The 21,980-nt window shown below is 58.1% G+C and carries 25 protein-coding genes; 15 read left to right on the forward strand and 10 right to left on the reverse strand.

Annotated features, from left to right (window positions below):
- Positions 1-120 precede the first annotated feature (120 nt).
- On the forward strand, positions 121-1,494 hold the full coding sequence (locus QZQ97_RS11140) for an NAD-dependent succinate-semialdehyde dehydrogenase (RefSeq protein WP_311993493.1): 1,374 nt from the start codon (positions 121-123) through the stop codon (positions 1,492-1,494).
- Between the two features lie 344 nt (positions 1,495-1,838).
- The gene (locus tag QZQ97_RS11145) at positions 1,839-2,690 is read left to right on the forward strand and encodes a DMT family transporter (RefSeq protein WP_311993494.1); all 852 of its coding nucleotides are present in this window, start codon (positions 1,839-1,841) and stop codon (positions 2,688-2,690) included.
- A gap of 55 nt (positions 2,691-2,745) precedes the next feature.
- On the opposite strand, the gene QZQ97_RS11150 is transcribed toward QZQ97_RS11145, so the two are convergent.
- On the reverse strand, positions 2,746-3,336 hold the full coding sequence (locus tag QZQ97_RS11150) for a Yip1 family protein (RefSeq protein WP_004941995.1): 591 nt from the start codon (positions 3,334-3,336) through the stop codon (positions 2,746-2,748).
- A 203-nt stretch (positions 3,337-3,539) separates the two neighbouring features.
- On the opposite strand from QZQ97_RS11150, the gene QZQ97_RS11155 reads away from it, so the two are divergent.
- The 5 genes from QZQ97_RS11155 to QZQ97_RS11175 all read left to right on the forward strand — a co-directional run bounded on the left by QZQ97_RS11155 (position 3,540) and on the right by QZQ97_RS11175 (position 7,639).
- A complete protein-coding gene (locus QZQ97_RS11155) occupies positions 3,540-4,010 on the forward strand; it encodes an acyltransferase (RefSeq protein ID WP_311993495.1) in 471 nt (156 codons plus the stop codon).
- Positions 4,007-4,549: a GNAT family N-acetyltransferase gene (locus QZQ97_RS11160; protein WP_311993496.1), complete on the forward strand. Its 543-nt coding sequence runs from the start codon at positions 4,007-4,009 to the stop codon at positions 4,547-4,549. The genes QZQ97_RS11155 and QZQ97_RS11160 overlap by 4 nt, the downstream gene beginning before the upstream one ends.
- A gap of 103 nt (positions 4,550-4,652) precedes the next feature.
- A complete protein-coding gene (locus QZQ97_RS11165) occupies positions 4,653-5,489 on the forward strand; it encodes a DUF1460 domain-containing protein (RefSeq protein WP_311993497.1) in 837 nt (278 codons plus the stop codon).
- Between the two features lie 178 nt (positions 5,490-5,667).
- A complete protein-coding gene (locus QZQ97_RS11170) occupies positions 5,668-6,480 on the forward strand; it encodes a MetQ/NlpA family lipoprotein (RefSeq protein ID WP_311993498.1) in 813 nt (270 codons plus the stop codon).
- A 133-nt stretch (positions 6,481-6,613) separates the two neighbouring features.
- Entirely contained in the window at positions 6,614-7,639 is a 1,026-nt protein-coding gene (locus QZQ97_RS11175) for a MerR family transcriptional regulator (RefSeq protein WP_311993499.1), read from the forward strand.
- On the opposite strand, the gene QZQ97_RS11180 is transcribed toward QZQ97_RS11175, so the two are convergent.
- A complete protein-coding gene (locus QZQ97_RS11180) occupies positions 7,636-8,514 on the reverse strand; it encodes a LysR family transcriptional regulator (protein WP_311993500.1) in 879 nt (292 codons plus the stop codon). The genes QZQ97_RS11175 and QZQ97_RS11180 overlap by 4 nt on opposite strands.
- A gap of 99 nt (positions 8,515-8,613) precedes the next feature.
- Between QZQ97_RS11180 and QZQ97_RS11185 the strand changes: the two genes are divergently transcribed.
- The 3 genes from QZQ97_RS11185 (at position 8,614) to QZQ97_RS24545 (ending at position 10,368) form a co-directional block, all read left to right on the forward strand.
- Positions 8,614-9,540 (forward strand): DMT family transporter, encoded by a 927-nt coding sequence (locus QZQ97_RS11185; protein ID WP_311993501.1) that lies wholly within the window; start codon positions 8,614-8,616, stop codon positions 9,538-9,540.
- 103 nt (positions 9,541-9,643) lie between these two features.
- Positions 9,644-10,180 carry a GNAT family N-acetyltransferase gene (locus QZQ97_RS11190; protein WP_311993502.1) on the forward strand — a complete coding sequence of 179 codons (537 nt, stop codon included), beginning with the start codon at positions 9,644-9,646 and terminating at the stop codon, positions 10,178-10,180.
- Positions 10,181-10,284: 104 nt separating this feature from the next.
- The gene (locus tag QZQ97_RS24545) at positions 10,285-10,368 is read left to right on the forward strand and encodes a membrane protein (RefSeq protein WP_017346848.1); all 84 of its coding nucleotides are present in this window, start codon (positions 10,285-10,287) and stop codon (positions 10,366-10,368) included.
- A gap of 32 nt (positions 10,369-10,400) precedes the next feature.
- On the opposite strand, the gene QZQ97_RS11195 is transcribed toward QZQ97_RS24545, so the two are convergent.
- Together QZQ97_RS11195 and QZQ97_RS11200 are read right to left on the reverse strand one after the other, a co-directional pair.
- Positions 10,401-11,318 carry a DUF808 domain-containing protein gene (locus QZQ97_RS11195; protein WP_311993503.1) on the reverse strand — a complete coding sequence of 306 codons (918 nt, stop codon included), beginning with the start codon at positions 11,316-11,318 and terminating at the stop codon, positions 10,401-10,403.
- Positions 11,319-11,406: 88 nt separating this feature from the next.
- Positions 11,407-11,802: a VOC family protein gene (locus QZQ97_RS11200; RefSeq protein WP_311993504.1), complete on the reverse strand. Its 396-nt coding sequence runs from the start codon at positions 11,800-11,802 to the stop codon at positions 11,407-11,409.
- Between the two features lie 77 nt (positions 11,803-11,879).
- Here QZQ97_RS11200 and QZQ97_RS11205 point away from each other — a divergent pair, with 77 nt between their 5' ends.
- A complete protein-coding gene (locus tag QZQ97_RS11205; RefSeq protein ID WP_311993505.1) occupies positions 11,880-12,335 on the forward strand; it encodes a GNAT family N-acetyltransferase in 456 nt (151 codons plus the stop codon).
- A gap of 34 nt (positions 12,336-12,369) precedes the next feature.
- Here the strand turns inward: QZQ97_RS11205 and pbpG are convergent, their stop codons facing one another.
- The 3 genes from pbpG to QZQ97_RS11220 all read right to left on the reverse strand — a co-directional run bounded on the left by pbpG (position 12,370) and on the right by QZQ97_RS11220 (position 15,560).
- On the reverse strand, positions 12,370-13,299 hold the full coding sequence (pbpG, locus tag QZQ97_RS11210) for a D-alanyl-D-alanine endopeptidase (protein ID WP_311993506.1): 930 nt from the start codon (positions 13,297-13,299) through the stop codon (positions 12,370-12,372).
- 162 nt (positions 13,300-13,461) lie between these two features.
- Positions 13,462-14,565 carry an adenosylhomocysteinase gene (locus tag QZQ97_RS11215; protein ID WP_311993507.1) on the reverse strand — a complete coding sequence of 368 codons (1,104 nt, stop codon included), beginning with the start codon at positions 14,563-14,565 and terminating at the stop codon, positions 13,462-13,464.
- Positions 14,566-14,615: 50 nt separating this feature from the next.
- The gene (locus QZQ97_RS11220) at positions 14,616-15,560 is read right to left on the reverse strand and encodes a GlxA family transcriptional regulator (RefSeq protein WP_311993508.1); all 945 of its coding nucleotides are present in this window, start codon (positions 15,558-15,560) and stop codon (positions 14,616-14,618) included.
- Between the two features lie 91 nt (positions 15,561-15,651).
- On the opposite strand from QZQ97_RS11220, the gene QZQ97_RS11225 reads away from it, so the two are divergent.
- Together QZQ97_RS11225 and QZQ97_RS11230 are read left to right on the forward strand one after the other, a co-directional pair.
- Positions 15,652-16,332, forward strand: a complete 681-nt coding sequence (locus tag QZQ97_RS11225; RefSeq protein WP_311993509.1) for a DJ-1/PfpI family protein — start codon at positions 15,652-15,654, stop codon at positions 16,330-16,332.
- 50 nt (positions 16,333-16,382) lie between these two features.
- Positions 16,383-16,946, forward strand: a complete 564-nt coding sequence (locus tag QZQ97_RS11230; RefSeq protein ID WP_311993510.1) for a DedA family protein — start codon at positions 16,383-16,385, stop codon at positions 16,944-16,946.
- 3 nt (positions 16,947-16,949) lie between these two features.
- Here the strand turns inward: QZQ97_RS11230 and QZQ97_RS11235 are convergent, their stop codons facing one another.
- Positions 16,950-17,573 carry a LysE family translocator gene (locus tag QZQ97_RS11235; RefSeq protein WP_311993916.1) on the reverse strand — a complete coding sequence of 208 codons (624 nt, stop codon included), beginning with the start codon at positions 17,571-17,573 and terminating at the stop codon, positions 16,950-16,952.
- 78 nt (positions 17,574-17,651) lie between these two features.
- Complete coding sequence (locus QZQ97_RS11240; protein ID WP_311993511.1) at positions 17,652-18,545, reverse strand: LysR family transcriptional regulator; 894 nt, start codon at positions 18,543-18,545, stop codon at positions 17,652-17,654.
- Positions 18,546-18,658: 113 nt separating this feature from the next.
- Between QZQ97_RS11240 and QZQ97_RS11245 the strand changes: the two genes are divergently transcribed.
- Positions 18,659-19,096: a PACE efflux transporter gene (locus tag QZQ97_RS11245; protein WP_311993917.1), complete on the forward strand. Its 438-nt coding sequence runs from the start codon at positions 18,659-18,661 to the stop codon at positions 19,094-19,096.
- A gap of 550 nt (positions 19,097-19,646) precedes the next feature.
- Positions 19,647-21,110 (forward strand): L-asparagine permease, encoded by a 1,464-nt coding sequence (gene ansP / locus QZQ97_RS11250; protein WP_311993918.1) that lies wholly within the window; start codon positions 19,647-19,649, stop codon positions 21,108-21,110.
- Positions 21,111-21,149: 39 nt separating this feature from the next.
- On the opposite strand, the gene QZQ97_RS11255 is transcribed toward ansP, so the two are convergent.
- Entirely contained in the window at positions 21,150-21,929 is a 780-nt protein-coding gene (locus tag QZQ97_RS11255) for a HalD/BesD family halogenase (RefSeq protein WP_311993512.1), read from the reverse strand.
- Positions 21,930-21,980: the final 51 nt, after the last annotated feature.

Here is a 21,980-nt window from a genome sequence, read left to right on the forward strand (position 1 = left end):
CTCTGCGCCTTCGGCCCCTATCTCCCCTATCGTCTAGACTTAAAGACCGGTGCAGCCGCTTTTGCTGCGCCGTTCAAGGCGTATGTCATGCGTCACCATCCGCGACGAGAGGAACTCTTCATGCCATACCAAACGGTAAACCCTTTTAACAACCAACTGATCAAAGAGTACACACCGCATACTGACCAGCAGGTAGAGCAGGCATTGGCAAAGGCTGATGCGCTGTATCACTCCGGCTGGGCCAAGGGCGATATCGACCAGCGGCTGCCGGTGCTGCACAAACTGGCGGACCTGATGGAGAACCGGGTTGAGGAACTGGCGAGAATCGCCAGCCAGGAAATGGGCAAGTTGATCGCGCAAAGCCGCGGCGAAGTGAAACTCTGTGCCCAGATCGCCCGCTACTATGCCGATAACGCCAAAAAATTTCTCGCGCCGGTGCGCTACGAATCCAGCCTGGGCGAAGCCTGGGTGGAGCATCATCCGATCGGCGTGCTGATGGCGGTAGAGCCGTGGAACTTCCCGTTCTACCAGTTGATGCGCGTGCTGGCCCCCAATCTGGCCGCCGGCAATCCGGTGCTGGTGAAGCATGCCGGCATCGTGCCGCACTGCGCGCAGGCCTTTGAACAATTGGTCGCCGAAGCCGGCGCACCGCAAGGCGCCTATACCAATCTGTATATTTCGCAACAACAGGTGGCGAACGTCATCGCCGACGACCGGGTGCAGGGCGTGGCGCTGACCGGCTCGGAAAAAGCCGGCAGCATAGTGGCCGCGCAGGCGGCGAAGGCACTGAAGAAATCTACGCTGGAACTGGGCGGCAACGACGTCTTCGTGGTTCTGGACGACAGCGATCTCGCCAGAGCCGCCAAGATCGGCGCGCAGGCGCGACTAAGCAATGCCGGCCAGGTTTGTACCGCAGCCAAACGTTTTATCGTGCAAGAAAAAGTGGCGGAACCCTTCCTGCAAGCCTTTACCGAGCATTTCCGCGCGGTGAAAATCGGCGATCCTCTGGATGAAACCACCACGTTGGGGCCGCTGTCTTCCCGCGAAGCGCTGGAGGGCCTGGCCAAACAGGTCGACGCCGCGGTGAAAAACGGCGCCAAACTGCATTACGGCGGCAAGCCGATACCGCATGACGGCAACTTCTTCGAGCCGACGATACTGACCCACATCGGCCGTGACAACCCGGCGTACTTCGAAGAGTTTTTCGGCCCGGTGGCGCAGATCTATGTGGTCAAGGATGACGACGAGATCGTCAAACTGGCCAATGACTCTCATTACGGCCTCGGTGGCGCTATTTTCAGCACGGATATCGAACGCGCCAAAAAGCTGGCTTCGCGCATCGAAACCGGCATGGTGTATATCAACTCCTTGACCGACACCGCACCCGAGTTGCCTTTTGGCGGCGTGAAGCGTTCCGGCTTCGGCCGTGAACTGTCGGATCTGGGGATCAAAGAGTTCGTGAACCAGAAACTGGTGGTGGTGAGCAAAGGCTAAACCGAAAAAACCTCGGCGGGAGACGTTAAGTTTATGTTGCGCCTCCCGCCTAACTTCACTATCTTTGATCCGTTAATCACTCCCTGCTTTTCAGGAATATCAATGGCTCAGTTTGCGCACACCACAGACCCAACGAACACGCCGCTTCCGGCCGTCGTTCAGCTGTGCGCATCTTCCGCCCCTCCTGCCGTTTTCTCTGTCGTCACTGCGGTTGCCGCTTACCCGCCACGCTCTGTGGTTGTGCGCTAAGCCAAACCGAATTTTACCTCCAGCTTTCTTTATTTGCGCTCAGGCGTAGACCGCCGCGCGCTGGAGATTGTCATTTTCACGACAGGTGAAACCGAATGCGATTTATCACTCAATGGGCCAATGCCGGCCTGGCTACGCTGTTCGTCCTGCTTTGGAGCAGCGGCGCAATTTTCTCCCGCTGGGGGCTGGAGCACGCCTCCGCCTTCGCCTTCCTGTTCTTCCGCTGCACCATCGCTCTGGCGCTGCTGCTGGCAATAGGTTTGTGGCAACGGCAATGTCTGCCCGCTCGCGGCACCCGATGGCGCGTAGCGCTGATCGGGTTGCTGATGATTGGCAGTTACCAGATTGCTTATCTGCTGGCGCTGGAACAGGGCATCACGCCCGGCGTGCTGGCGACGCTGCTCGGCGTACAGCCGATACTCACCCAGTTCATTACCGAACGCCGCTGTGCCGGGCTGCGCGGCCTCGGCTTGTTGCTGGCAATGGCCGGGCTGACGCTGGTGGTGTACCAAAGCCTGGCGATCGCCCATTTCTCCTTGCCCGGCATGTTGTGCGCCTTTGTCGCGCTGGGCTGCATGACCGCCGGTACACTGCTGCAAAAAGGCATGAGTCAGCCGCCGCTGGCGGTGTTGCCGCTGCAGTACGCCGTCGGGTTGCTGATGTGTACGCTGGTATTGCCGTTCGAACCGTTGCGGATCGCGTGGAGCATGGCGCTTATCGTGCCGCTGCTGTGGATGGCGGTGGTAATCTCAGTGCTGGCCACCTTCTTGCTGTACCGGCTGATCCAACGCGGCAATCTGGTGCAGGTCACCAGCCTGTTTTACCTGATCCCGGCGGTCACCGCCCTGTTGGACTACCTGTTGCTCGGCCATGCACTGGCGGCAATGAGTATGCTGGGTATGGCGGCTATCGTACTCGGCGTAATGCTGGTGTTCCGTAAACCGTAAAACGCAAAAGCCCCTCATGCCGGGTGGCATGAGGGGCAATATCAAAACAGATTTTTCAGAATAACCAGGAACCATACCCCCACAGCAGCACCGTTACCCCGAGCAAAAACTCAAGCAGCAGGATGCCGATGGCAAAAGTGGAGCTGGAAAAAATAAAGCCTTCTTTACTGTCGATATTCAGGAAATGAGGAATACCCAGATTCAGCAGATAGCCCGAATAACACAGGCCAATCACGCCGACAAACAGACATAGCCACACGACGGGATAGAGCGCGACTATACCGCTCAGGAACATCGGGGTGGCGACATAGCCGGCAAACACCATGCAGCGGTGCAAACTCGGGCGTGCTTCATAACGCCGCGCCATCCAGTGGATCACTTTACCCATGATAGCCACACCCGCCAGCATCAATAGGTAAAACGCCACTGCGGTATAAAATGCGGTAAACATATCGAGCCGGATCGCATGCCCTTCGCCGGAGAGCCAGCCCAACTGGGTGGTGCCGATAAAGGCGCAGACCACAGGGATCGCCGCCAGCAGCAGCACGTGATGGGTGTAAAGGTGCGAGACGCTTTCGTTCTCGCTTTTAATGTGTTCGAACTCGGTGCTTGGATGCGCCAAAAGTCCCCAAACATGATTAACCATGAGACACCTCCTCCATCGCCGTAGGTCGCGATCGGCGAACGAATTTCCCTCTGACGGATTGTTGACCGTACGAGGATTGCGGCCACGGGGCTCTCTCCCCCTGTACTAATTATAGTCTTTCGCTGAAAAAACGTCGGGAAAGCACAGACGCGGCGGCGGTTTGTTTTATAATTTCTCCATCGAGCAAGGCCGTGAGGAATGCCATGTCACCTGCCATAAACATCCGCCAGGCGGGAATTGTCGACGTTGATGCCGGGCGCAACGTCACCGTGATCGAACCCAGCAACCTGTACGGTTGCCGACTCGGCGACGACGTCTTTGTAGGGCCCTTTGTCGAGATCCAAAAAAACGTCAGCATTGGTGCCCGCAGCAAAATCCAGTCGCACAGCTTTATCTGCGAATATGTCACCCTCGGGGAAGACTGCTTTGTCGGCCATAACGTGACCTTCGCCAACGATCTGTTTAAAGATGGCGCCCCCAACGCCGATAGCGCCAGTTGGGGCCGTACGCAGATTGGCGATCGGGTTGCCATAGGCTCCGGCGCTACCGTGCTGGCGGTGAACATCTGCAGCGGTGCGGTGATCGGCGCCGGATCGGTAGTCACCAAAGACATCACCCGTAAAGGGATCTACGCAGGCAATCCGGCGCGTCTGCTGAGAGAGCTGGCCCCATGAGCCAGGCTATCCATATCGCCCCCGTCGCTCAGTTGCCCGACGGGTATCTGGAAAACTGCGATTTCAGTTTCCCGGTCGCCCACTACGCCCAACCGGTTTTCGATGCCCCGGTCGACAGTTGGCCCCTGCGGCCGGTCACGCCGTTTCGCAAGCACTATCCGCTGGCCCCCTTCATCAATGAGGAAAGCGAAACCTTTTTGGCACGCCACCGAGGGGAAGCCGTCGGCCATATCACGCTGAGCAGAAACTGGAACGGCTATGCGCTGATTGAAGAAATTGTCGTCAGCGCCCATGTGCGCCGCCTGGGTGTTGCCACCGCGCTGCTGAATGCCGCACGCCGCTGGGCACAGCAACAGGAAACCCCGGGGTTGATGCTGGAAACGCAAAACAATAATCTGATCGCCTGCCGCTGTTATCAGCGCTTCGGTTTTATTCTCGGCGGTATCGATCACCTGCTGTATCGCGCTCAGCCGGATATTGCCGATCATGAAATCGCATTATTTTGGTATCTGCCGTTTAATAACGAAATCGGTTACTGATTATTGGCCGGCGTTTAGACTCTGTTTATTTATTAACCACCCGTCTTATGGTGAGAACTGTTATCATTTATATGATCACGGACTAAAACCATTGGAGGGTTAAATGTACAAGGTTGTTTCATTGATGTTAGTTATAGCGATGAGCGGATGCGCAGACAAAAATCATCAGACGCCAATAAATAAACCCGGCGCCGCGGTCACGCCTCCTGCGGTGGCCCCGATAAACCTGGACGACGAGACGTCAAGCAAGCTCAACGACATCCTCGCCAAACGCGCCACCTGGCCAGCCGGGCAGGATAATGGCCAAACTATCAATCTGATCTCTCAGCAATTTCTGGGTACGCCTTACGTTGCCAACAGGCTGATAGGCTCGCAGAGCACACCGGAAAAGCTGGTGATCGACTTCCGTGGCCTGGATTGCTTTACCTATATCGACTACGTCGATGCACTCAGTAAATCGCATAACCAGGCTGAATTCGTTCAACGCCTGATCCAGACACGCTACGCCCATAGCGACATCAGCTTCCAGCAGCGCAAACACTTCTTCATCGACTGGGCGCAGGTCGCTAAAACAAACGTTACCGACATTACCGCTCAACTCAGCCCGCACGCGGTGACGCTGATAAAAAATCTGAACCAAAAAGCCGACGGCGGCAGCTATCTGCCTGGCCTGAAAAACGTTCAGCGCAGCATCACTTATCTGCCCAGCGATGTTATCGACGACAAGGTGATGGCCCAGTTGCGCACTGGCGATTACATCGGTATCTACACCCATCTTGCCGGGCTGGACGTCACTCACACCGGCATCTTTATCATGACCGAAAACGGCCCGATGTTGCGCAATGCCTCTTCGCGCAAGGAAAACATGAAGGTAGTGGACTCGCCCTTTATGGATTACGTGATCAACACGCCGGGCATCGTCGTGCTGCGCGCCAAATAACCGCCCCTCCAGTCCCTATGGCTTTCAGGATGCAATCTGAAAGCCATGGCCTCTATACAACTCCCTGTTATTACCTATAACCCTTTGTGCTGAGCAAGCGTTTGACTTCCCCGTGGCTTCAGGCTTAGCTAACAGCACAAAACCAACTGATTTTACTGTTTTTTTCAGGGAGAACTCGATGTCAAAAACCTGGCGTTTTACCGCCTTGATGGCGGGGTTTGCCGCCACGCTTGCGCTGCAGGGCTGCGATCGGCCGGTAGACCAGAACCTTATCAAGGTCGGGGTTATCAACGGCGCGGAGCAGGACGTGGCGGAGGTCGCCAAACAGGTAGCGAAAGAGAAATACGGCCTGGAGGTTGAACTGGTCGGTTTCAGCGGTTCACTGCTGCCGAACGACGCCACCGATAAAGGCGAACTGGATGCCAACGTGTTCCAGCACCGGCCGTTCCTCGAACAGCAAAACAAAGATCACGGCTACAAGCTGGTGGCGGTGGGCAATACCTTCGTGTTCCCGATGGCCGGCTATTCGAAAAAAATCAAATCGCTGAAAGAGTTGCAGGACGGTGCCGTTATCGCTATTCCGTTGGATCCGACCAACCTCGGCCGCGCGTTGCTGCTGCTGGAGAAAACCGGCCTGATTACGCTGAAACCGGGCAAAGGGCTGCTGCCGACTTCGCTGGATATCAGCGCCAACCCGCATAATTACAAAATTATGGAGATCGAAGGCGCTCAATTGCCGCAGGTACTGGATGACCCTAAAGTCACCGTCGCCATCATCAGCACCACCTACATCAACCAGACCGGGCTGACGCCAACCAAAGACGGCATCTTTATCGAAGACAAGGATTCGCCGTACACCAACATCATAGTGACGCGCGAAGACAACAAAGACGCGCTGAACGTGCAAAACTTCGTCAAGGCCTACGAGTCGGATGAAGTGGCCAAAGCCGCCGAGAAAATTTTTAACGGCGGTGCGGTAAAAGGCTGGTAACCCCTCATGACGCCCAATTGCGGGTGCCTTCCGCGGCACTCGCAACTTTCCTGAAAATATCCCCTTCCGCGCTATTGACCCTCACATCACGTCAGGCTTTAGTATGCCTGCACGCACTTGGGAGGAGCACAGCATGTTATTAAAAGTGGGCGAACTGGCCCGCCGTTCCGGCATTACCGTCAGAACGCTGCATTATTACGACAGCATTGGTTTGCTGATCCCTTCTGCGCGTTCCGACGCCGGGTATCGTTTATACGACCGGGCTGATATCACCCGCTTGCACCATATTCAGGCATTGCGCCGAATGGGGGTCCAGCTTGCGGAGATCGGGGCACTTCTGGCACGTTCAGGCATGGCGTTAACCGGGGTGATTGAGCAGCAAATAACCATGCTGGATCGGCAGTTGGCGCAGACTGTCGCGCTGCGTGACCGTTTGCAGCATATGCATGCCCAGCTCACCGCCGGGAACGAACCGGAACTGAACGACTGGCTGACTACGTTGGAGTTAATGACCATGTACGACAAATACTTTACCGCAGACGAACTGGCGCAGTTACCTTTCTATCAGGCCGACCGGGCGCGCAATCAGGAATGGGCCGAACTGGTCGACAGCATGCGCCAATTGATCGATAGCGGCGTCGAAGCGCAAGCGCCGCAGGCACAGGCTCTGGCGCGGCGCTGGATGCAGATGCTGGAACGCGACACCGCGCATAACCCGGCGTTTCTTACCCGGCTTAACGCCATGCATGCCGATGAACCCTCAATGCGCGAACAAACCGGCATCACCCCGGCCATGACCGACTATGTCACCCGTGCCTTTGCCGAAACCAAGCTGAGTATTTATCAGAAATATCTGTCGGAGGAAGAATACGTCTACGTGCGCCAACACTACTTTACCCGCCTGCACGAATGGCCGGCGCTGATCGCCCTGTTCCATCAGGCGCTAAGAGACGGCGTGCCGCCGGAATCCGTTCAGGCGAAGCAACTGGCGGCCCAATGGCTGGCGCTGTTCCAGTCTTATGCCGGCACTGACCCGGCGACTCAGATGAAAATCCGCCGGGCAATGGAACAAGAGCCGACGCTGACCGAAGGTACCTGGTTGACCCCGGCGCTGCTGAGCTATTTGCAACAGGCAGTGGCGCACCTGATGCGTGGCTAGGTAAGGTTATCCACCAGCCGGGTGATCCCCGCAACGCCCGCGTAGCATTCCAGTAAAAACGCCGTCACGGCGACGATGCCCGGTGCATGGCGAATATCGTCATGCACCGTTAGCCAGACTTCGCGCCGCAGCCCAAGCGGCGGCGTCAGGCGTTCAAGCCCCAACTCCTGCGCGACAAAATGTGGCAGCAGCGCAATGCCCGCGCCGGCCGCAGCGGCGGCAGCCTGAATCATCAGGTCGTTGCTGCGCATCACCAGCGGTCGAGGCCCGGCCTGCTCCAGCAACCATTTTTGCTGCGCCGAAGCGGCCCGCTCATCGTGATAGCCGATAAACCCCCGCTCCGCCTCCGGCGTGTTTCGCAGATAACCGGCGTTGGCGTAAAGCCCGAACTCGACGGTGCCAATTTTTCTCGCCACCAGTTCGCTTTCAGTGACGCGGCTGAGCCGAATGGCAATATCCGCCTCGCCGCGCAGCAGCGATACGTTGGCGGTATCGGCCAGCAAAACCAGTCGCAAATCCGGATAACGGCGCTGCAACTCGGCAATACGCGGCGCGATCAGTTTCAGCCCCATCACCGGCGGCACGCTCAGCGTCACCTCACCCGCAATGCCCTGTCGCCCACTGAGGGCGGCGCGGCTGACGGCGAAGGCGTTGAGCGTCATGCTGTCCCCTTGCGCCGCGATGCGTTGCCCGTCGGCGGTGAGCAGGTAGCTGCGCGGGCGGCGATCCACCAGCTTTAACGCCAGCGATGCTTCCAGGCTGGCGATACGCCGGGCGACGGTGGCGTGATCGACCTGCAAACTGCGGGCAGCGCCTGACAATGACTTCTCGCGCGCAAACACCATGAAGTAGTGCAAATCTTCCCAATTGAACATGGGTGTTTTCTCACATCGCAAGTGAACATATAGGGGATTTTACCGCAATAATCCGTGGCGCAAACTGTTTTTGTTTATTCCACACCACAGGAAACCACCATGAAAACTTCGCTGCCGCTGGCCTATCTGGGGGTGATTATCGCCACCTTTTTCTGGGGCACCAACTTCAATGCCGGTGCCTATATCATCGCCCATCAGCCGCCGATCACCGCGTCGATTGAGCGCTTCAGCCTGGCGACGCTGGCGCTGTTGCTGCTCTTCGGTCTGCGCGGGCAGTTACGCTTCAGTACGCTGAGGAACAACTGGCCGGCCTACCTTGGGCTGGGCGTGCTCGGCTTTACGCTGTTTAACCTGTGCACCTTTTTCGGCCTGCAGTCCACCACGCCGATCAACGGTGCGCTGATCCTCGCCACCACGCCGCTGTGGACAATGCTGTTCGGGGTATTTTGGGAGAATGAAAAACTGAGTAGGTCACGCGCCGCCGGCCTGTTGGCGGGTTTTATCGGCGTAACGCTGGTGCTCACCAAAGGCAGCCTGCAAACGCTGTTGCGGTTGGAAGTCAACCCCGGCGACGGCATTATCCTGCTCGGCAGCCTGGTCTGGGCGCTGAATATGGTCGGTACCCGGCGGCTGGTGCATAACGCCACCGCCATCGAAACCACCAGTTATTCGATGCTGTTCGGCACGCTGGCCCTGCTGCCGCTGGGATTTATCTTCGAAAACCCGCTGCAAAGTCTGGCGTCAGCCAGCCTCAGCGTGCATGCGACGGTGGTTTATCTGGCGCTGTGCGGATCGCTGCTGGCCTATTTGCTGTGGTTCAACGGGCTGGAAAAAATCGGTTCGATGCGCACCGCCATTTTCTTCAATCTGGCACCGGTGTTTACCATGCTGGTGGCAACCCTCTCCGGTACCGCCCCCAACGTTTGGCAATTGGCCGGAGCCGCCTGGGTTATCCTCGGCGTGCTGCTGGCCTCCGGCGCAGTAAAACGCCTGGGGCCACGGCACCGGGCCGCCAGGCAACTATAGGTTTTTTTTATCACCGGCATAAAAAAGCCCAATTTACCTTGGCGTCGAACGGGGAGCATAATGCGCTTATCTTCTGATTTCTCAAGGTAAACAGAGAACCCTTATGTCCCTCTCCACCCCGTTGATCATCACCGACGCCACGCCGGATGACCTGGCCGCCGTACAACAGATCTACGCCTACCACGTGCTTTACGGCGCGGCATCCTTTGAAGAAACGCCGCCCACGCGGGAAGAAATGCAGCAACGGTGCAACAAGGTACAGGAGGCCGGGCTGCCCTGGCTGGTCGCCAAACGGGAGGACCGCGTAGTGGGCTACTGTTACGCCACGCCTTATCGGCCGCGCCCGGCCTACCGGTTTACCGTAGAAGACTCGGTGTACATCGCCGAAGGCCTTCAGGGTAATGGCATCGGCAAAGCGCTGCTGGCCGAACTGATCGCCCGTTGCGAACGCGGCCCCTGGCGGCAGATGCTGGCGATCGTCGGCAATGCCGAAGACAATCGGGGCTCGCTGGCCTTGCATCAGAAATTGGGCTTTACCAGCGTGGGGACATTGAACGCGGTAGGGTTTAAATTTGGTGACTGGCGCGATACCCACATCATGCAGCGCGCACTGGGCGAAGGCGATGCCACGCCGCCTTAATCGTCAATGCGGCGGGCAATTTGCAAAATATCAGCTACAGTAAATAATGATTTCATTAGGTTAGCGAGAGCTCACGTCCCCTTATAACCCCTTGGGAGAGATAAATGAAAATTATTCTGTGGATTATCGCCATTATCTTTATCGTTGGCCTGCTCACCATTACCGGCGTCTTCAAGCTGATCTTCTAAAACTTGCCCGCGCCATCCGGCGCGGGATCGCATCAGGCTTTGAAGCGGCCGCGAATGGCACCCAGAGCCGACACCACCAACAGCACCGCACCGCCGGCAATCAGGCCGAACACCACGTTGAGCAAAGCGGGGATCGCTCCCTGCAGAATATGGCCGAAGGTCGGTACTACGGTCGCGTACGACGCCCAGTCTTCGAACAAATGATGCACCGGAGGCAGGCCGTGGGTCAGAATGCCGCCGCCGACCATAAACATGGCGACAGTACCGACGATCGACAGGGTTTTCATCAGATAAGGCGCGGTACTGACAATGCCATTGCCGATCGAACGCGCCAACGCGCTGGTTTTTCGGCTCAGGTATAACCCCAGATCGTCGAGCTTGACGATGCCTGCCACAATGCCATAAACGCCGATCGTCATCACAATAGCGATACCGCTCAGCACAATCACCTGCTGGCTGAAGCTCGCGCCGGCCACGGTGCCCAGAGTGATGGCGATAATCTCGGCGGACAGCACGAAATCGGTGCGGATCGCCCCTTTCACCTTGCGCTGCTCGTAGGCCGCCACGTCTTCATTGGCGTCCAGTTCTTCTTTTTTCTCCTCGCCTTGCTTGCCGTGGGTCAGGCTGTGGAACACTTTTTCAAAGCCTTCGTAACACAGGTAGGCGCCGCCCACCATCAGCAGCGGTGTGATCGCCCAGGGGGCGAATGCGCTGATCAGCAGCGCCAGCGGCACCAGAATCAGCTTGTTGATAAACGAACCTTTGGCTACGCCCCATACCACCGGCAGTTCGCGATCGGCCTTTACTCCGCTAACCTGTTGCGCATTCAGCGCCAGATCGTCCCCCAGTACCCCGGCGGTCTTTTTCGCCGCCATTTTTGTCATCAGCGAGACGTCGTCCAGCAGCGAAGCGATGTCGTCGATTAAAGTCAGTAAGCTACTTCCAGCCAAAATGGTCATCCTTATCGAATTTCATTGAACCCTTGCCCGTTTAGCATAGCGGTAAACGGCCCTGAATGTGTATAGGAGGATGGCGCGGTTAGGTGGCCGGCACGTTCAACTGCCAGGAGAGTCCAAAACGGTCATTCAGCCAACCGAAACGTGCGCTGAAGCCGTAGTCATCGAGCGGCATCAGCACTTCACCGCCATCCGCCAGGCGGGCGAAAATCCGTTCAAGTTCGGCTTCGGTCGCCAAATTAACGTGGAGAGATACCGCCGGGGTAAAGCTGAAATCATGGCTGACCGGACTGTCGATAAACACCAGATTCTGTCGGTCAAAGTCTATCGAGGCGTGTTTGATTCGCCGCTGCCCGTCGGGTGTCTCGTCATAATGCAGCAGCTGTTGAACCTTGAAACTGTCGAACAACCCGCTGTAAAGATCGATAGCCTGCCGGGCGTCGCCCTGAAACATGATAAAGGTTGCAACCTGGCTCATAGGATCCCTCTCCCGCATGCGATAGTGTATGGATTGATGATAGCGGATGAATAAACCGCCGCCAAAAAGGAGGAAAGATGGCAATCACCTATCGCCTGGCACAGTTGAACGATCTGGCCGGCCTTCAGGCGCTGTATCAGGAATTACGCCCGCAGGATCCGCCGCTGCGCCCGGAGAGCGCCCAGCGCACTTTGCAACGTTTGCTGGACAACCCGGCGATTCGTCTGGTGGTCACCGCCGACGGTGAACAGCCGGTGGCGACCTGCATGCTGGCGATGGTGCCGGGATTGGTTCATCAGGCTCAGCCGTTCGGTATCATTGAGCACGTGGTCACGGCACCGCCGTATCGCGGGCAAGGCATTGCCCTGGCGATGCTGGAATACACCTTGCAACTGGCGTGGCGTAAAGGGTGCTACAAAGTGATGCTGCTTTCCGGTCAGCAGCGCACCGGGGCGCACCAATTGTATCTGCGCGCCGGGTTCGACGGCGACAGGGAACGGGGTTTTGTCATCCGGCGCCCTGAGGGCCGATAGCGGCCTGCGGTGGAAATCGCAGGCCAGGCCGAGGTTATTCGGTTTCGTTCTTCGCCAGACGGGCGTCTTTTTGGCGGCGATAGTCGCGGGCAGCGGCCGGGATCGGCGTCACCTTGCCGGTTTCAATCCAGCTGCGCAGGCGGTTGGCGTCGGCAAAGTGGGTGTACTTGCCGAACGCGTCGAGCACCACCAGCGATACCGAGCGGCTGCCGATCATGGTGCGCATCGCCAGGCAATGCCCCGCTTCGTTAGTGAAGCCGGTTTTGGTCAGCTGGATGTTCCATTTCGGGTTGTACACCAAATGGTTGGTGTTGCGGAACGGCAGCGTATAGTTGGGATCCTTGAAACTCGCCATACGCTCGGTGGTGGTGCTGAGCTGGCCAATCAGCGGATATTGTTTGGTGGCGATCAGCAGCTTGGTCAGATCACGCGCGGTCGAAACGTTATGAATCGACAGCCCGGTCGGCTCCACATAACGGGTATTGGTCATGCCGAGCGATCTCGCCTTGGCGTTCATCGCCTTGATAAAGGCACCGTAACCGCCCGGATAGTGATGCGCCAGGCTGGCGGCGGCGCGGTTTTCCGACGACATCAGCGCCAGCAGCAGCATGTCTTTGCGGGTGATTTCGCTGTTCAGGCGCACGCGGGAATAAACGCCCTTCATTTCTGGCGTCTGATGAATGTCCACCGACAGCATTTCATCCAGCGGCAGATGGGCATCCAGCGTCACCATGGCGGTCATCAGCTTGGTGATGGAGGCGATCGGCACCACTTCATCCGGATTGCGCGCATACATCACTTTGTGGGTCTGCATATCCACCACCATCGCACTGCCGGAAGCCAGTTCAGGCTGGGCGGCATGGGCGGCGGCGTTATTTTCGCTGGCCAGCGCGCGCGGCGCGATGCCTGCTCCCGCCTGCAAAGCGAGCAGGGTTAGTACCAAAACACGTATTTTCACATGCATTACTCTGTCACTGGAGAAGATGAAGGTCTTATTTGGCAGAATTATATGTGAGGGATCTCAAGTTGGCACTGGGATTATGCGCCCCCATTTGTGACAAATTCTGTCGGACAGAAAATTGCGCAAACCGCGAGCGCTCTGGGGTGAGCGCCCGCGATGGAAAAGTTACAGTGCCGGTTGCCACGCCGACTGCGGCAACAGATACAAACCGGCCGCATGGCGGGCGCCGTCACCGACGATATGGCCGATGCCCGCCGCCATCACAGCCAGCGTCACATCGAAGGCGTTCAGGCTGTCGCCGTAGCCCGCCGTCAGGTTGAACATCGACCCGTTGGCCAGCAAATAGATCTTTTTATCGCCCAATTGGTAAGCGTTCACAAACGGCATAGGTTCGCTGTGCGGCAGATTCTTCAGGAAGCCGACGTCAATTTCGGCCGCCACGTGGCCGACGTTAAGAATAAACACCCCGTCCTTCACCTGTTGCAGATGCTGCGCCGACAGCACGTTTTTCGCCCCGGTCGCCGTGGCGATCACATCCGCCTGGGCAACCGCAGTGGCCAGATCGACCACTGCCCAACCGTCGTAACGCGCCTGCAATGCCCGCGCCGGATCGATTTCCGCCACGATCACCTGCCCGCCGTAGGCTTTCGCCGCCGCCGCAACGCCCTGTCCGACCAGGCCATAACCAATCACCAACACGCATTTTTCATGCAGCGTCAGATGCGTGGTCTGGAAGAAAGTGTGCCAGGCGGTGAGGCCGACCATATGACGGTTGTGCAGCCCTTCTTTCACCGGCAGATCGTCCCAATTGAAGATCGGGTAGCGCGGTGCCATGCCGTTCAGCCGGCTGATGCCGGAACCGGTCGCTTCCAGGCCGGCGATAATCTGCGGGCCTTCGGCCGACTGGTGCAAGCGGGTAGTCAGATCCGCGCCCATTTCACACAGGTGGGTCGGTTCCCAGGCCAACGCGCGATCGAAGGATGCCGACCAGTCCGCATCGCTCATGTCACGCCAGGCGTGAGCCTGTGCGCCGCGACGCTCCAGCCAGGCGACCACGTCATCCTGCACCGTGGTCGGGTTGCAGGTGGTCAGATAAACCGCCGCGCCCTTGTCCAGCAACCCCGCCACCAGCGGTGCCATTTTCAGATCCAGGTGCATGTTGCATGCCAACCGCACGCCGTTCAAATCGGGCAGCGCCGCAACCGCCGCACGGGTGCGCGGCATATGGCGCATCGCCCAATCCAGTTCGCTTTCAAAATCCTGATACATCTGTTGCTCCTTTTTACTGCGCCACGCCACTGGGGGCATAGCTTAATGAATTAACCGGCGCGGCTCAGCCGCCGCATCGCCTGCGGCGACAAACCGAAGACGCGTATAAATGCCCGCCGCATACGCTCCGGATCGCTAAAACCGACGGCACGGGCGATAGCCTCCAGCCCTTCCCCGCTCTCTTCAATCCGGCCCCGCGCCGCTTCCACCCGCAGTTGCTCAATCACCTTGGCCGGCGTCTGACCGGTTTCCGCGCGAAACAACCTGCCGAACTGGCGTTCGCTCAGGCAAGCGGCATCGGCCAGATCCGTCACCCTGAGCGGCTGATGCAGATGCTCACGGGCGTAAGAAAGTGCGCTGCGGATCCGGTCTGAAGAAGGATTTAGCGCCAGCAGCAGTGAATACTGCGACTGCCCGCCAGGACGGCGGTGATATACCACCAGTTGCCGCGCCACGTTGGCCGCCACCTCTGCGCCGAGGTCCTCTTCAATCATCGCCAGCGCCAGATCGATGCCTGCGCTGATGCCGGCCGAGGTCCAGAGGGCACCGTCGCGAATAAAAATGCGATTGCTGTCGACGCGAATGCTCGGATAACGCTGCTGCAACCGCGCGGCGTGGAACCAATGGGTAGTCGCGCGCTTGCCGTCCAGCAACCCGGCGGCCGCCAGGATAAATGCCCCGGTGCACACGCTGGCCATGCGCCGCACCTGCCGGCTCTGTTGCTGCAACATCGCGATCAACGCCGGGGACTCCGCCGCCGCCACGTTGCCGCGGCCACCGGCAATCAGCAAGGTATCAAAACGACTGTCATCCAATGGCTGGGTCATCACCGCCACGCCGGACGAGCCGATCACCATTCCACCTGCCTGCGACACCGGCAAACAACGGTATGCCGGGGCATCGGTAAACTGCTCGGCCTGATCGAAAGCCGCCAGCGGCCCCGCAAAATCCAGCAGGTTAAAATCGGGGAAGATCACAAAGCCGATGTTTTTCATTATGGCGTTTTTTGAGGGTTATATGGCATACCAGCCAAAAACAGGACAGCTATTATTACCCAGAACAGAGGACAAAACTGAGGCGAATATCATGTCTGCACCATTAGTGATAGTTTTTCCGATCTATCAGGGCGTTACCCAGTTGGATTTCACCGGCCCGCTGCAATTTCTGCGGCGTATGCCCGATGCTGAAATTATCGTCGCTTCGATCGGCGGTGCGGACGTCAGTTCTGAGGGGCTGCATTTCTCCCGGCTGCAAAGGCTGGAGGACGTCACGCACTGCGATGTCCTGTGCGTGCCGGGCGGCAGTGGCTGCACCCAGGCGCTGCTGGATGAAAACTTCATGCGGCAGATCCGCCGTCTGGGGACCGACGCCCGCTATCTGACCTCGGTCTGCACCGGTTCGCTGATCCTGGCCGCCGCCGGGCTGTTGCAAGGCAAGCGCGCTGCCTGCCATTGGTCGATGCGTGAAAGCCTGGCGCTGTTCGGCGCTATCCCCAGCCGTGCGCGGGTGGAGCGCGACGGCAACGTGATCACCGGTGGCGGCGTGACCGCAGGCATCGACTTCGCTCTGGCACTGATAGCCGAGCTGCACGACGAAGAAACCGCGCAAATGATCCAGCTGTATCTGGAGTATGCCCCGGCACCGCCTTTCCTGGGGGGAACACCTGAGCTGGCACCTGCGGGGATTCTGGCGCGAGTAGAGGAAAAAATGGCGGACAGCCTGCAACAACGCCGGGCGCTGGTCGCGCAGATAGCCGCCCGCCGCTGACGAGCTGGGCGTATACTTAACCTTATGTGTTAAAGACATAGGGGATCAGAATGGCGGATTTAGCCCACTACATTACGGATTACGGCTACTGGGCGCTGTTTATCGGCTGCCTGGCCGAGGGGGAAACCATCACGTTGCTGGGCGGCATTGCCGCGCATCAGGGGCTGTTGCATCTGCCCTGGGTGATTGCGGTGGTGGCGCTGGGTGGCACGCTGGGGGATCAGTTGCTGTTCTTTCTGGGCCGCCGCTTCGGCGGGAAGGTGATTTCACGGATGAAAAGCCAGGAAAAGCGCATCGAGCGCGCCAACAAGCTGATTGCCCGCCACCCGATGCTGTTCGTGATCGGCGTGCGCTTTATGTACGGCTTTCGCATTATCGGCCCGGTGCTGATCGGCGCCAGCAAGTTGCCGCCCTCACGCTTTGTGCCGCTGAACATTCTGGGTGCCATTCTGTGGGCGACGATTTTCGTGCTGCTGGGTTATTTCGGCGGTGAAGCCATCGCCCGCTTTATCTCCGGCTTCGACAAAAGGCTGACCAGCCTGCTGTTCTGCGCGCTGGTGATCGCCGCCATCCTGCTATTGCGCTTCTGGTGGCGGCGCCGCCGCGCTGACTAAGCGCTATTTATTGAGCATCAGCTTCAGACCGAGCAAGGCCAGCACGCCGCCGCCCAGCCGATCAAACCAGGCTTTAAAGCGCAGGTAAGTACGGCGCGGGCGCGGCGATGACAGCACAAACGCCACAAAGGCGTACCAGAGTACGTCGACCGTCAAGGCAATCACCGGCAACACCACGTACATCAGCGGTGAAATTTTATGGCTGAGCAGCGCGGCGAACACGCTACCGAACACAATAGCGGTGTTCGGGTTGCCGAGTTGAGTCAGCAAACCCGTGGTGAACGCCTTGCGAAACCCCAGATGCCGCTCGCCGACTGCTTCCACATTCAGCGGCCGATTTGCCCCACGCAGCATGTTAAACGCCAAATAGATAAGGTAAGCGCCGCCCAGGACCTTCAGTGTGGTGTACAACCACGGCAGTGCCAGCAGCAGCGACTGCAATCCCAGTAGCGCGATCAAGGCAAAGATAAAACAACCGACGCCCATGCCTAACGCCACCGCCATGCCATCGCGGCGCGAAGAAGCAACCGCGGTGCGCGCCACCAAAATAAAACTTTGCCCCGGGCTCATCGCCCCGAGCGTTATCGCCCCGGTAATGCTCAATACCGATAATGCCGTTTCACTCATCATGCTCGCGGTACTCCCTTAACGATCCATTGCTCAAAGTAGCGCAGCGACGAAAATAAAAGCAATGAATACGGGAGATCATTCAACCTCAACCGCATCGCACATCAGCGCTACCAGCTCGCGCGCGGCCTTGTCCAGCGGCGCATTCTTCAGCCAAACCAGGTGTATCGGCAACCGCAGCTCGTTTTTGGTATTTTTGAATTTCAGCCGGATTAACCTCCCCTGAGCCAACAGCGGCGCAGTCAGCGACAGCGGGAAATTGCCCCAGCCCAATCCGGCCTCAACCATGTTCAGCGCCATCGGCAGGCTGTCGGTGCGCCAGTAAGATTCCGCTACCCGCGGCCGCAGATCGACGATGGGCAGATCGCGGCTGGCCACCATAATCTGCCGCACGTTGACCAGGTCCTCGAAAAACAGCTCGTCCGCCGCTCCTTTTAGCGCCGGGTGATGTGGCGATAGCGTGGCGACCAGCGATTCCGCTCCCACAAAATGGAACTGCTCCTGGCTGTTGACGTTAAGCCCGCCAAACGCCAGGCAAACGCCAACCCTGCCCTGATGCAGCATATGCAGCACATCATCTTGCGGGGCGGTCAGCACTTCGATGTTCAGCAACGGATAACGCTCCGCCAGCGTTTTGATCGCCGCCAGCAGGCCGCTGCCGTTGATATCCGAAGCAACGCCTATCGACAGCGTACTCTCCAGCCCCTGCGACAGCTCGATGGCGTGGTTTTGCAATTGTTTAAGTTGGTCGGCAATCAGCCGCGCATGCGGCGCCAGCGCCAGTGCCAGCGCGGTCGGCACCGGTTCGCGGTGCGACCGGTCAAACAGCGGGAAGCCCAGTTCCGCCTCCATGTTGGCGATCCCCATACTGACCGCCGAAGGCACACGCCGCAGCGAACGGGCGGCGGCAGAGAACGAACCCCGATCCAATACCGCCAGAAACAGCTCAATGTTATCGCTGGAAAAGTTCATTGCGTTACCTGTCAGTAAAACTGACAGCTCCTGACTTTTTCTATCAATGTGATTGACGTTATCTTAGCCGCCACGAGCCAAGAAACCACAAAAAAATAATGCAGGAGAACATGATGCAAGGCGTTAAACGCAAACTGGTGTATGTCACCGCCTATGAAATTATCGGCATGGCGATCTCCGCTTTGGGGCTGGCGCTGCTTTCCGGCAGCGCGCCCAGCAGCACCGGGCCGCTGGCGGTGATCATTACCACCATCGCCGTAAGCTGGAACTTCATCTACAACTCGCTGTTTGAGCGGTGGGAAAGTCGCCAGACGTCACGCACCCGCACGCTAAAGCGCCGTATTGTGCACGCCGTGGGGTTTCAACTGACGCTGGTGGTGTACCTGATCCCGCTGATCGCCTGGTGGATGGGGATTTCACTGCTGGAAGCGCTGCTGCTGGATATGGCGCTGATCGTCATTATCCCGTGCTACACCTTCGTGTTTAACTGGGCGTTCGACCTGATTTTCGGTCTGCCTGCCTCGGCTTTGCCGGCCGGGGAATCTGCCTAAAAAATCGCCGTTAATCCCCTCGCCTGCGGGCTATAATCGCCGCAGGCCACAAAAATCTTATTTCTCCCCTTTTTTCACGCCTCGAAAAATAAGCAAAACCCCCTGCAATTTGCACGGTAATTAATATTTTGTGATTTTCGTCACTTTTTATTCCTCGATATTTCCGTGTTGATAAAATTACACATCATATTGAATAATATGTTCTTTTCTATATGGAATAAAAAATAAACACAATTTATCACGATTTATACGCAGGATTTTTTGCCACATTTACGGAGAAAAGGTAGCATGCCTCGCCGTTATTTAATGATGGCTGTACATATAATATACCCTTTGGGTTTCAAGTTGCAGCTAGGCGGCCAGCTCGCTTATCCCCAGGCGCTTACTCCGGTAAGTAACTGGGGAGCCAACAACGCTGCAGCTTGAAAGACGACGGGTATAAAACAACAGAATGATGCCACGACCTCATTCTCATAACGATTGGCAATAGCAATCGTTTGCTCTCGTCCGAGAGCTGGGTAACCCTATAGACAGGTAAACAGGACGGATGATGCAATCACATAAAAAAACCGATCATGACAAACACGCCGCCAGAAGACGTTGGTTAGACTCACATGAATCCGGTTATCACAAAAGCATGGGCAACCGCCAGATACAGATGATCGCCATCGGCGGTTCCATTGGCACCGGCTTGTTCCTCGGCACCGGCGGCCGGCTGGAAATGGCCGGCCCGGCGCTGGCTTTGGTCTATCTGGTGTGCGGGATTTTCTCTTTCTTCATTCTCCGCGCACTGGGCGAGTTGGTGTTGCACCGCCCTTCCAGCGGCAGCTTTGTTTCTTATGCCCGCGAGTTTCTCGGCGAAAAAGCCTCTTATGTCGCCGGCTGGATGTATTTCCTCAACTGGGCGATGACCGGTATCGTCGACATCACTGCGGTCGCGCTGTACATGCACTACTGGGGCACTTTCGCCGACGTGCCGCAATGGCTGTTCGCACTCTGCGCCCTTGGGGTGGTCGCCACCATGAACATGATCGGCGTGAAGTGGTTCGCCGAAATGGAGTTTTGGTTCGCGCTGATTAAAGTGGCTGCCATTGCCATTTTCCTGGTGGTCGGCGTGGTGTTCCTGGGTACGGGCACGCCGGTGGCGGGTAACACTACCGGCCTGCACCTGATCACCGAAAACGGCGGCATGTTCCCGCACGGCTTGCTGCCTGCGCTGGTGCTGGTGCAAGGGGTGATCTTCGCCTTCGCCGGCATTGAGCTGATCGGCACCGCCGCCGGCGAATGCAAAGATCCGGCAAAAATGCTGCCGAAAGCGATCAACAGCGTGATCTGGCGTATCGGCCTGTTCTACGTCGGTTCCGTGGTGTTGCTGGTGCTGCTGCTGCCCTGGAATGCCTATCAGGCCGGCCAAAGCCCGTTCGTTACCTTCTTCAGCAAACTGGGCGTGCCCTATATCGGCACCATCATGAACATCGTGGTGCTGACCGCCGCGCTTTCGAGCCTGAACTCCGGTCTGTACTCCACCGGCCGCATTCTGCGTTCGCTGTCGATGGGCGGTTCCGCGCCGAAGTTCATGTCCAAGATGAGCAGCCAGCAAGTCCCCTATGCCGGTATTCTGGTGACCTGCGGCATCTATGTTCTCGGCGTCTTGTTGAACTACCTGGTGCCATCGCAGGTGTTTGAGATCGTGCTGAACATCGCCTCACTGGGCATTATCAGCTCCTGGGCATTTATCATCGTCTGCCAGATGCGCCTGCGCAAGGCCGTGCGGGAAGGCCGCGCCAAACCGGTCACCTTCAAAATGCCCGGCGCGCCGGTCACCTCCTGGTTGACGCTGGCGTTCCTGCTGGCGGTCGTGGTGATGATGGCGTTCGATTACCCGAACGGCACCTGGACCATCGCCACCATTCCGGTGCTGGTCGTGCTGCTGGTGCTGGGCTGGTTCGGCCTGCGCAAGCGCGCGCAGGAAGTGAAGCTGGAACAACAGGCGCACGAAGAAGCCCACCACTGAGTCTCTCAACTGCCCCCACCGGGGCAGTTTTTTTATCCGTTACAGCCGGCCGTAAAATGTCATGCGGGCGCTCTCCGACAGCGCGATATCCGGCTGGGCGTTATAGGCCAGCACCACCAGCATGCGGGTGATGTCGCCTTCGGTCGGCGTAACCCGGTGCATGGCATTGCGCCCGCGAAACAGCACCAAATCCCCCTCCTCCATCGCCAGCGTCTTCACCGCACGCTCACCGTCCAGCACCTGGGTTACTCCCGCGTAATTCATCTCGCCGCGATCGGCATCGCGCAGGTTTTCCACATACTCAAACCGGCCGCCGGCCTGCGGTTTTTGGATCAGGAGCGTGATGGCGAATGAGGAGTTATCAAAATGCCAGCCCAGTTCCTGCCCGCGATGCGCATAATGCAGGTTGATCGACGACAGCCGATCGGCGTAGGGATAGAGCTGCTGCTCTTCCAGTACCGCACAGAGGAAATCGCGGAAAGGCTGGGCATCATACAGCGTACGCAGCGGCGACTGCGCCGGGATATCCTCGTCGGTAATGCAGCCCTTGGACGACACCACCTGCCGGTTGCGCGCATGGTCGGCAGGCAGGCTTTCGTCCTGCGGTTTCAGGTATACGTTATGCTTGCTGGCGGCATAAAACGCCGCTGGGCTGTGCTCCGCCCCTTCGAGACGGACGGTCGCCAGCGCGGCGGCGGTCAGAAAGCCCCGCAGCACCAGCACACCCGCCGTGTCCAGCGTCGCTTTGCAGCGGGCCTGAAAGCCGGCGTCGCCAATCGGGTTGGCGGATAAATCAACGATATGAGCGAGTTGCTGCATGAGAAGCTCCTGAAGGCTTGGCGGCCGGATACCCCACTGTAGCGAATGTCG

Source organism: Serratia sp. root2, from assembly GCF_031931805.1.
Taxonomy (GTDB): domain Bacteria; phylum Pseudomonadota; class Gammaproteobacteria; order Enterobacterales; family Enterobacteriaceae; genus Serratia; species Serratia inhibens.

What these genes read in the sequence shown, in the direction of transcription:
- QZQ97_RS11140 (WP_311993493.1), top strand. Translation starts at nt 121, where the DNA reads ATGCCATACCAAACGGTAAACCCTTTTAACAACCAACTGATCAAAGAG.
- QZQ97_RS11145 (WP_311993494.1), top strand. Translation starts at nt 1,839, where the DNA reads ATGCGATTTATCACTCAATGGGCCAATGCCGGCCTGGCTACGCTGTTC.
- QZQ97_RS11150 (WP_004941995.1), bottom strand. Translation starts at nt 3,336, where the DNA reads ATGGTTAATCATGTTTGGGGACTTTTGGCGCATCCAAGCACCGAGTTC.
- QZQ97_RS11155 (WP_311993495.1), top strand. Translation starts at nt 3,540, where the DNA reads ATGTCACCTGCCATAAACATCCGCCAGGCGGGAATTGTCGACGTTGAT.
- QZQ97_RS11160 (WP_311993496.1), top strand. Translation starts at nt 4,007, where the DNA reads ATGAGCCAGGCTATCCATATCGCCCCCGTCGCTCAGTTGCCCGACGGG.
- QZQ97_RS11165 (WP_311993497.1), top strand. Translation starts at nt 4,653, where the DNA reads ATGTACAAGGTTGTTTCATTGATGTTAGTTATAGCGATGAGCGGATGC.
- QZQ97_RS11170 (WP_311993498.1), top strand. Translation starts at nt 5,668, where the DNA reads ATGTCAAAAACCTGGCGTTTTACCGCCTTGATGGCGGGGTTTGCCGCC.
- QZQ97_RS11175 (WP_311993499.1), top strand. Translation starts at nt 6,614, where the DNA reads ATGTTATTAAAAGTGGGCGAACTGGCCCGCCGTTCCGGCATTACCGTC.
- QZQ97_RS11180 (WP_311993500.1), bottom strand. Translation starts at nt 8,514, where the DNA reads ATGTTCAATTGGGAAGATTTGCACTACTTCATGGTGTTTGCGCGCGAG.
- QZQ97_RS11185 (WP_311993501.1), top strand. Translation starts at nt 8,614, where the DNA reads ATGAAAACTTCGCTGCCGCTGGCCTATCTGGGGGTGATTATCGCCACC.
- QZQ97_RS11190 (WP_311993502.1), top strand. Translation starts at nt 9,644, where the DNA reads ATGTCCCTCTCCACCCCGTTGATCATCACCGACGCCACGCCGGATGAC.
- QZQ97_RS24545 (WP_017346848.1), top strand. Translation starts at nt 10,285, where the DNA reads ATGAAAATTATTCTGTGGATTATCGCCATTATCTTTATCGTTGGCCTG.
- QZQ97_RS11200 (WP_311993504.1), bottom strand. Translation starts at nt 11,802, where the DNA reads ATGAGCCAGGTTGCAACCTTTATCATGTTTCAGGGCGACGCCCGGCAG.
- QZQ97_RS11205 (WP_311993505.1), top strand. Translation starts at nt 11,880, where the DNA reads ATGGCAATCACCTATCGCCTGGCACAGTTGAACGATCTGGCCGGCCTT.
- pbpG (WP_311993506.1), bottom strand. Translation starts at nt 13,299, where the DNA reads ATGCATGTGAAAATACGTGTTTTGGTACTAACCCTGCTCGCTTTGCAG.
- QZQ97_RS11215 (WP_311993507.1), bottom strand. Translation starts at nt 14,565, where the DNA reads ATGTATCAGGATTTTGAAAGCGAACTGGATTGGGCGATGCGCCATATG.
- QZQ97_RS11220 (WP_311993508.1), bottom strand. Translation starts at nt 15,560, where the DNA reads ATGAAAAACATCGGCTTTGTGATCTTCCCCGATTTTAACCTGCTGGAT.
- QZQ97_RS11225 (WP_311993509.1), top strand. Translation starts at nt 15,652, where the DNA reads ATGTCTGCACCATTAGTGATAGTTTTTCCGATCTATCAGGGCGTTACC.
- QZQ97_RS11230 (WP_311993510.1), top strand. Translation starts at nt 16,383, where the DNA reads ATGGCGGATTTAGCCCACTACATTACGGATTACGGCTACTGGGCGCTG.
- QZQ97_RS11235 (WP_311993916.1), bottom strand. Translation starts at nt 17,573, where the DNA reads ATGAGTGAAACGGCATTATCGGTATTGAGCATTACCGGGGCGATAACG.
- QZQ97_RS11240 (WP_311993511.1), bottom strand. Translation starts at nt 18,545, where the DNA reads ATGAACTTTTCCAGCGATAACATTGAGCTGTTTCTGGCGGTATTGGAT.
- QZQ97_RS11245 (WP_311993917.1), top strand. Translation starts at nt 18,659, where the DNA reads ATGCAAGGCGTTAAACGCAAACTGGTGTATGTCACCGCCTATGAAATT.
- ansP (WP_311993918.1), top strand. Translation starts at nt 19,647, where the DNA reads ATGCAATCACATAAAAAAACCGATCATGACAAACACGCCGCCAGAAGA.
- QZQ97_RS11255 (WP_311993512.1), bottom strand. Translation starts at nt 21,929, where the DNA reads ATGCAGCAACTCGCTCATATCGTTGATTTATCCGCCAACCCGATTGGC.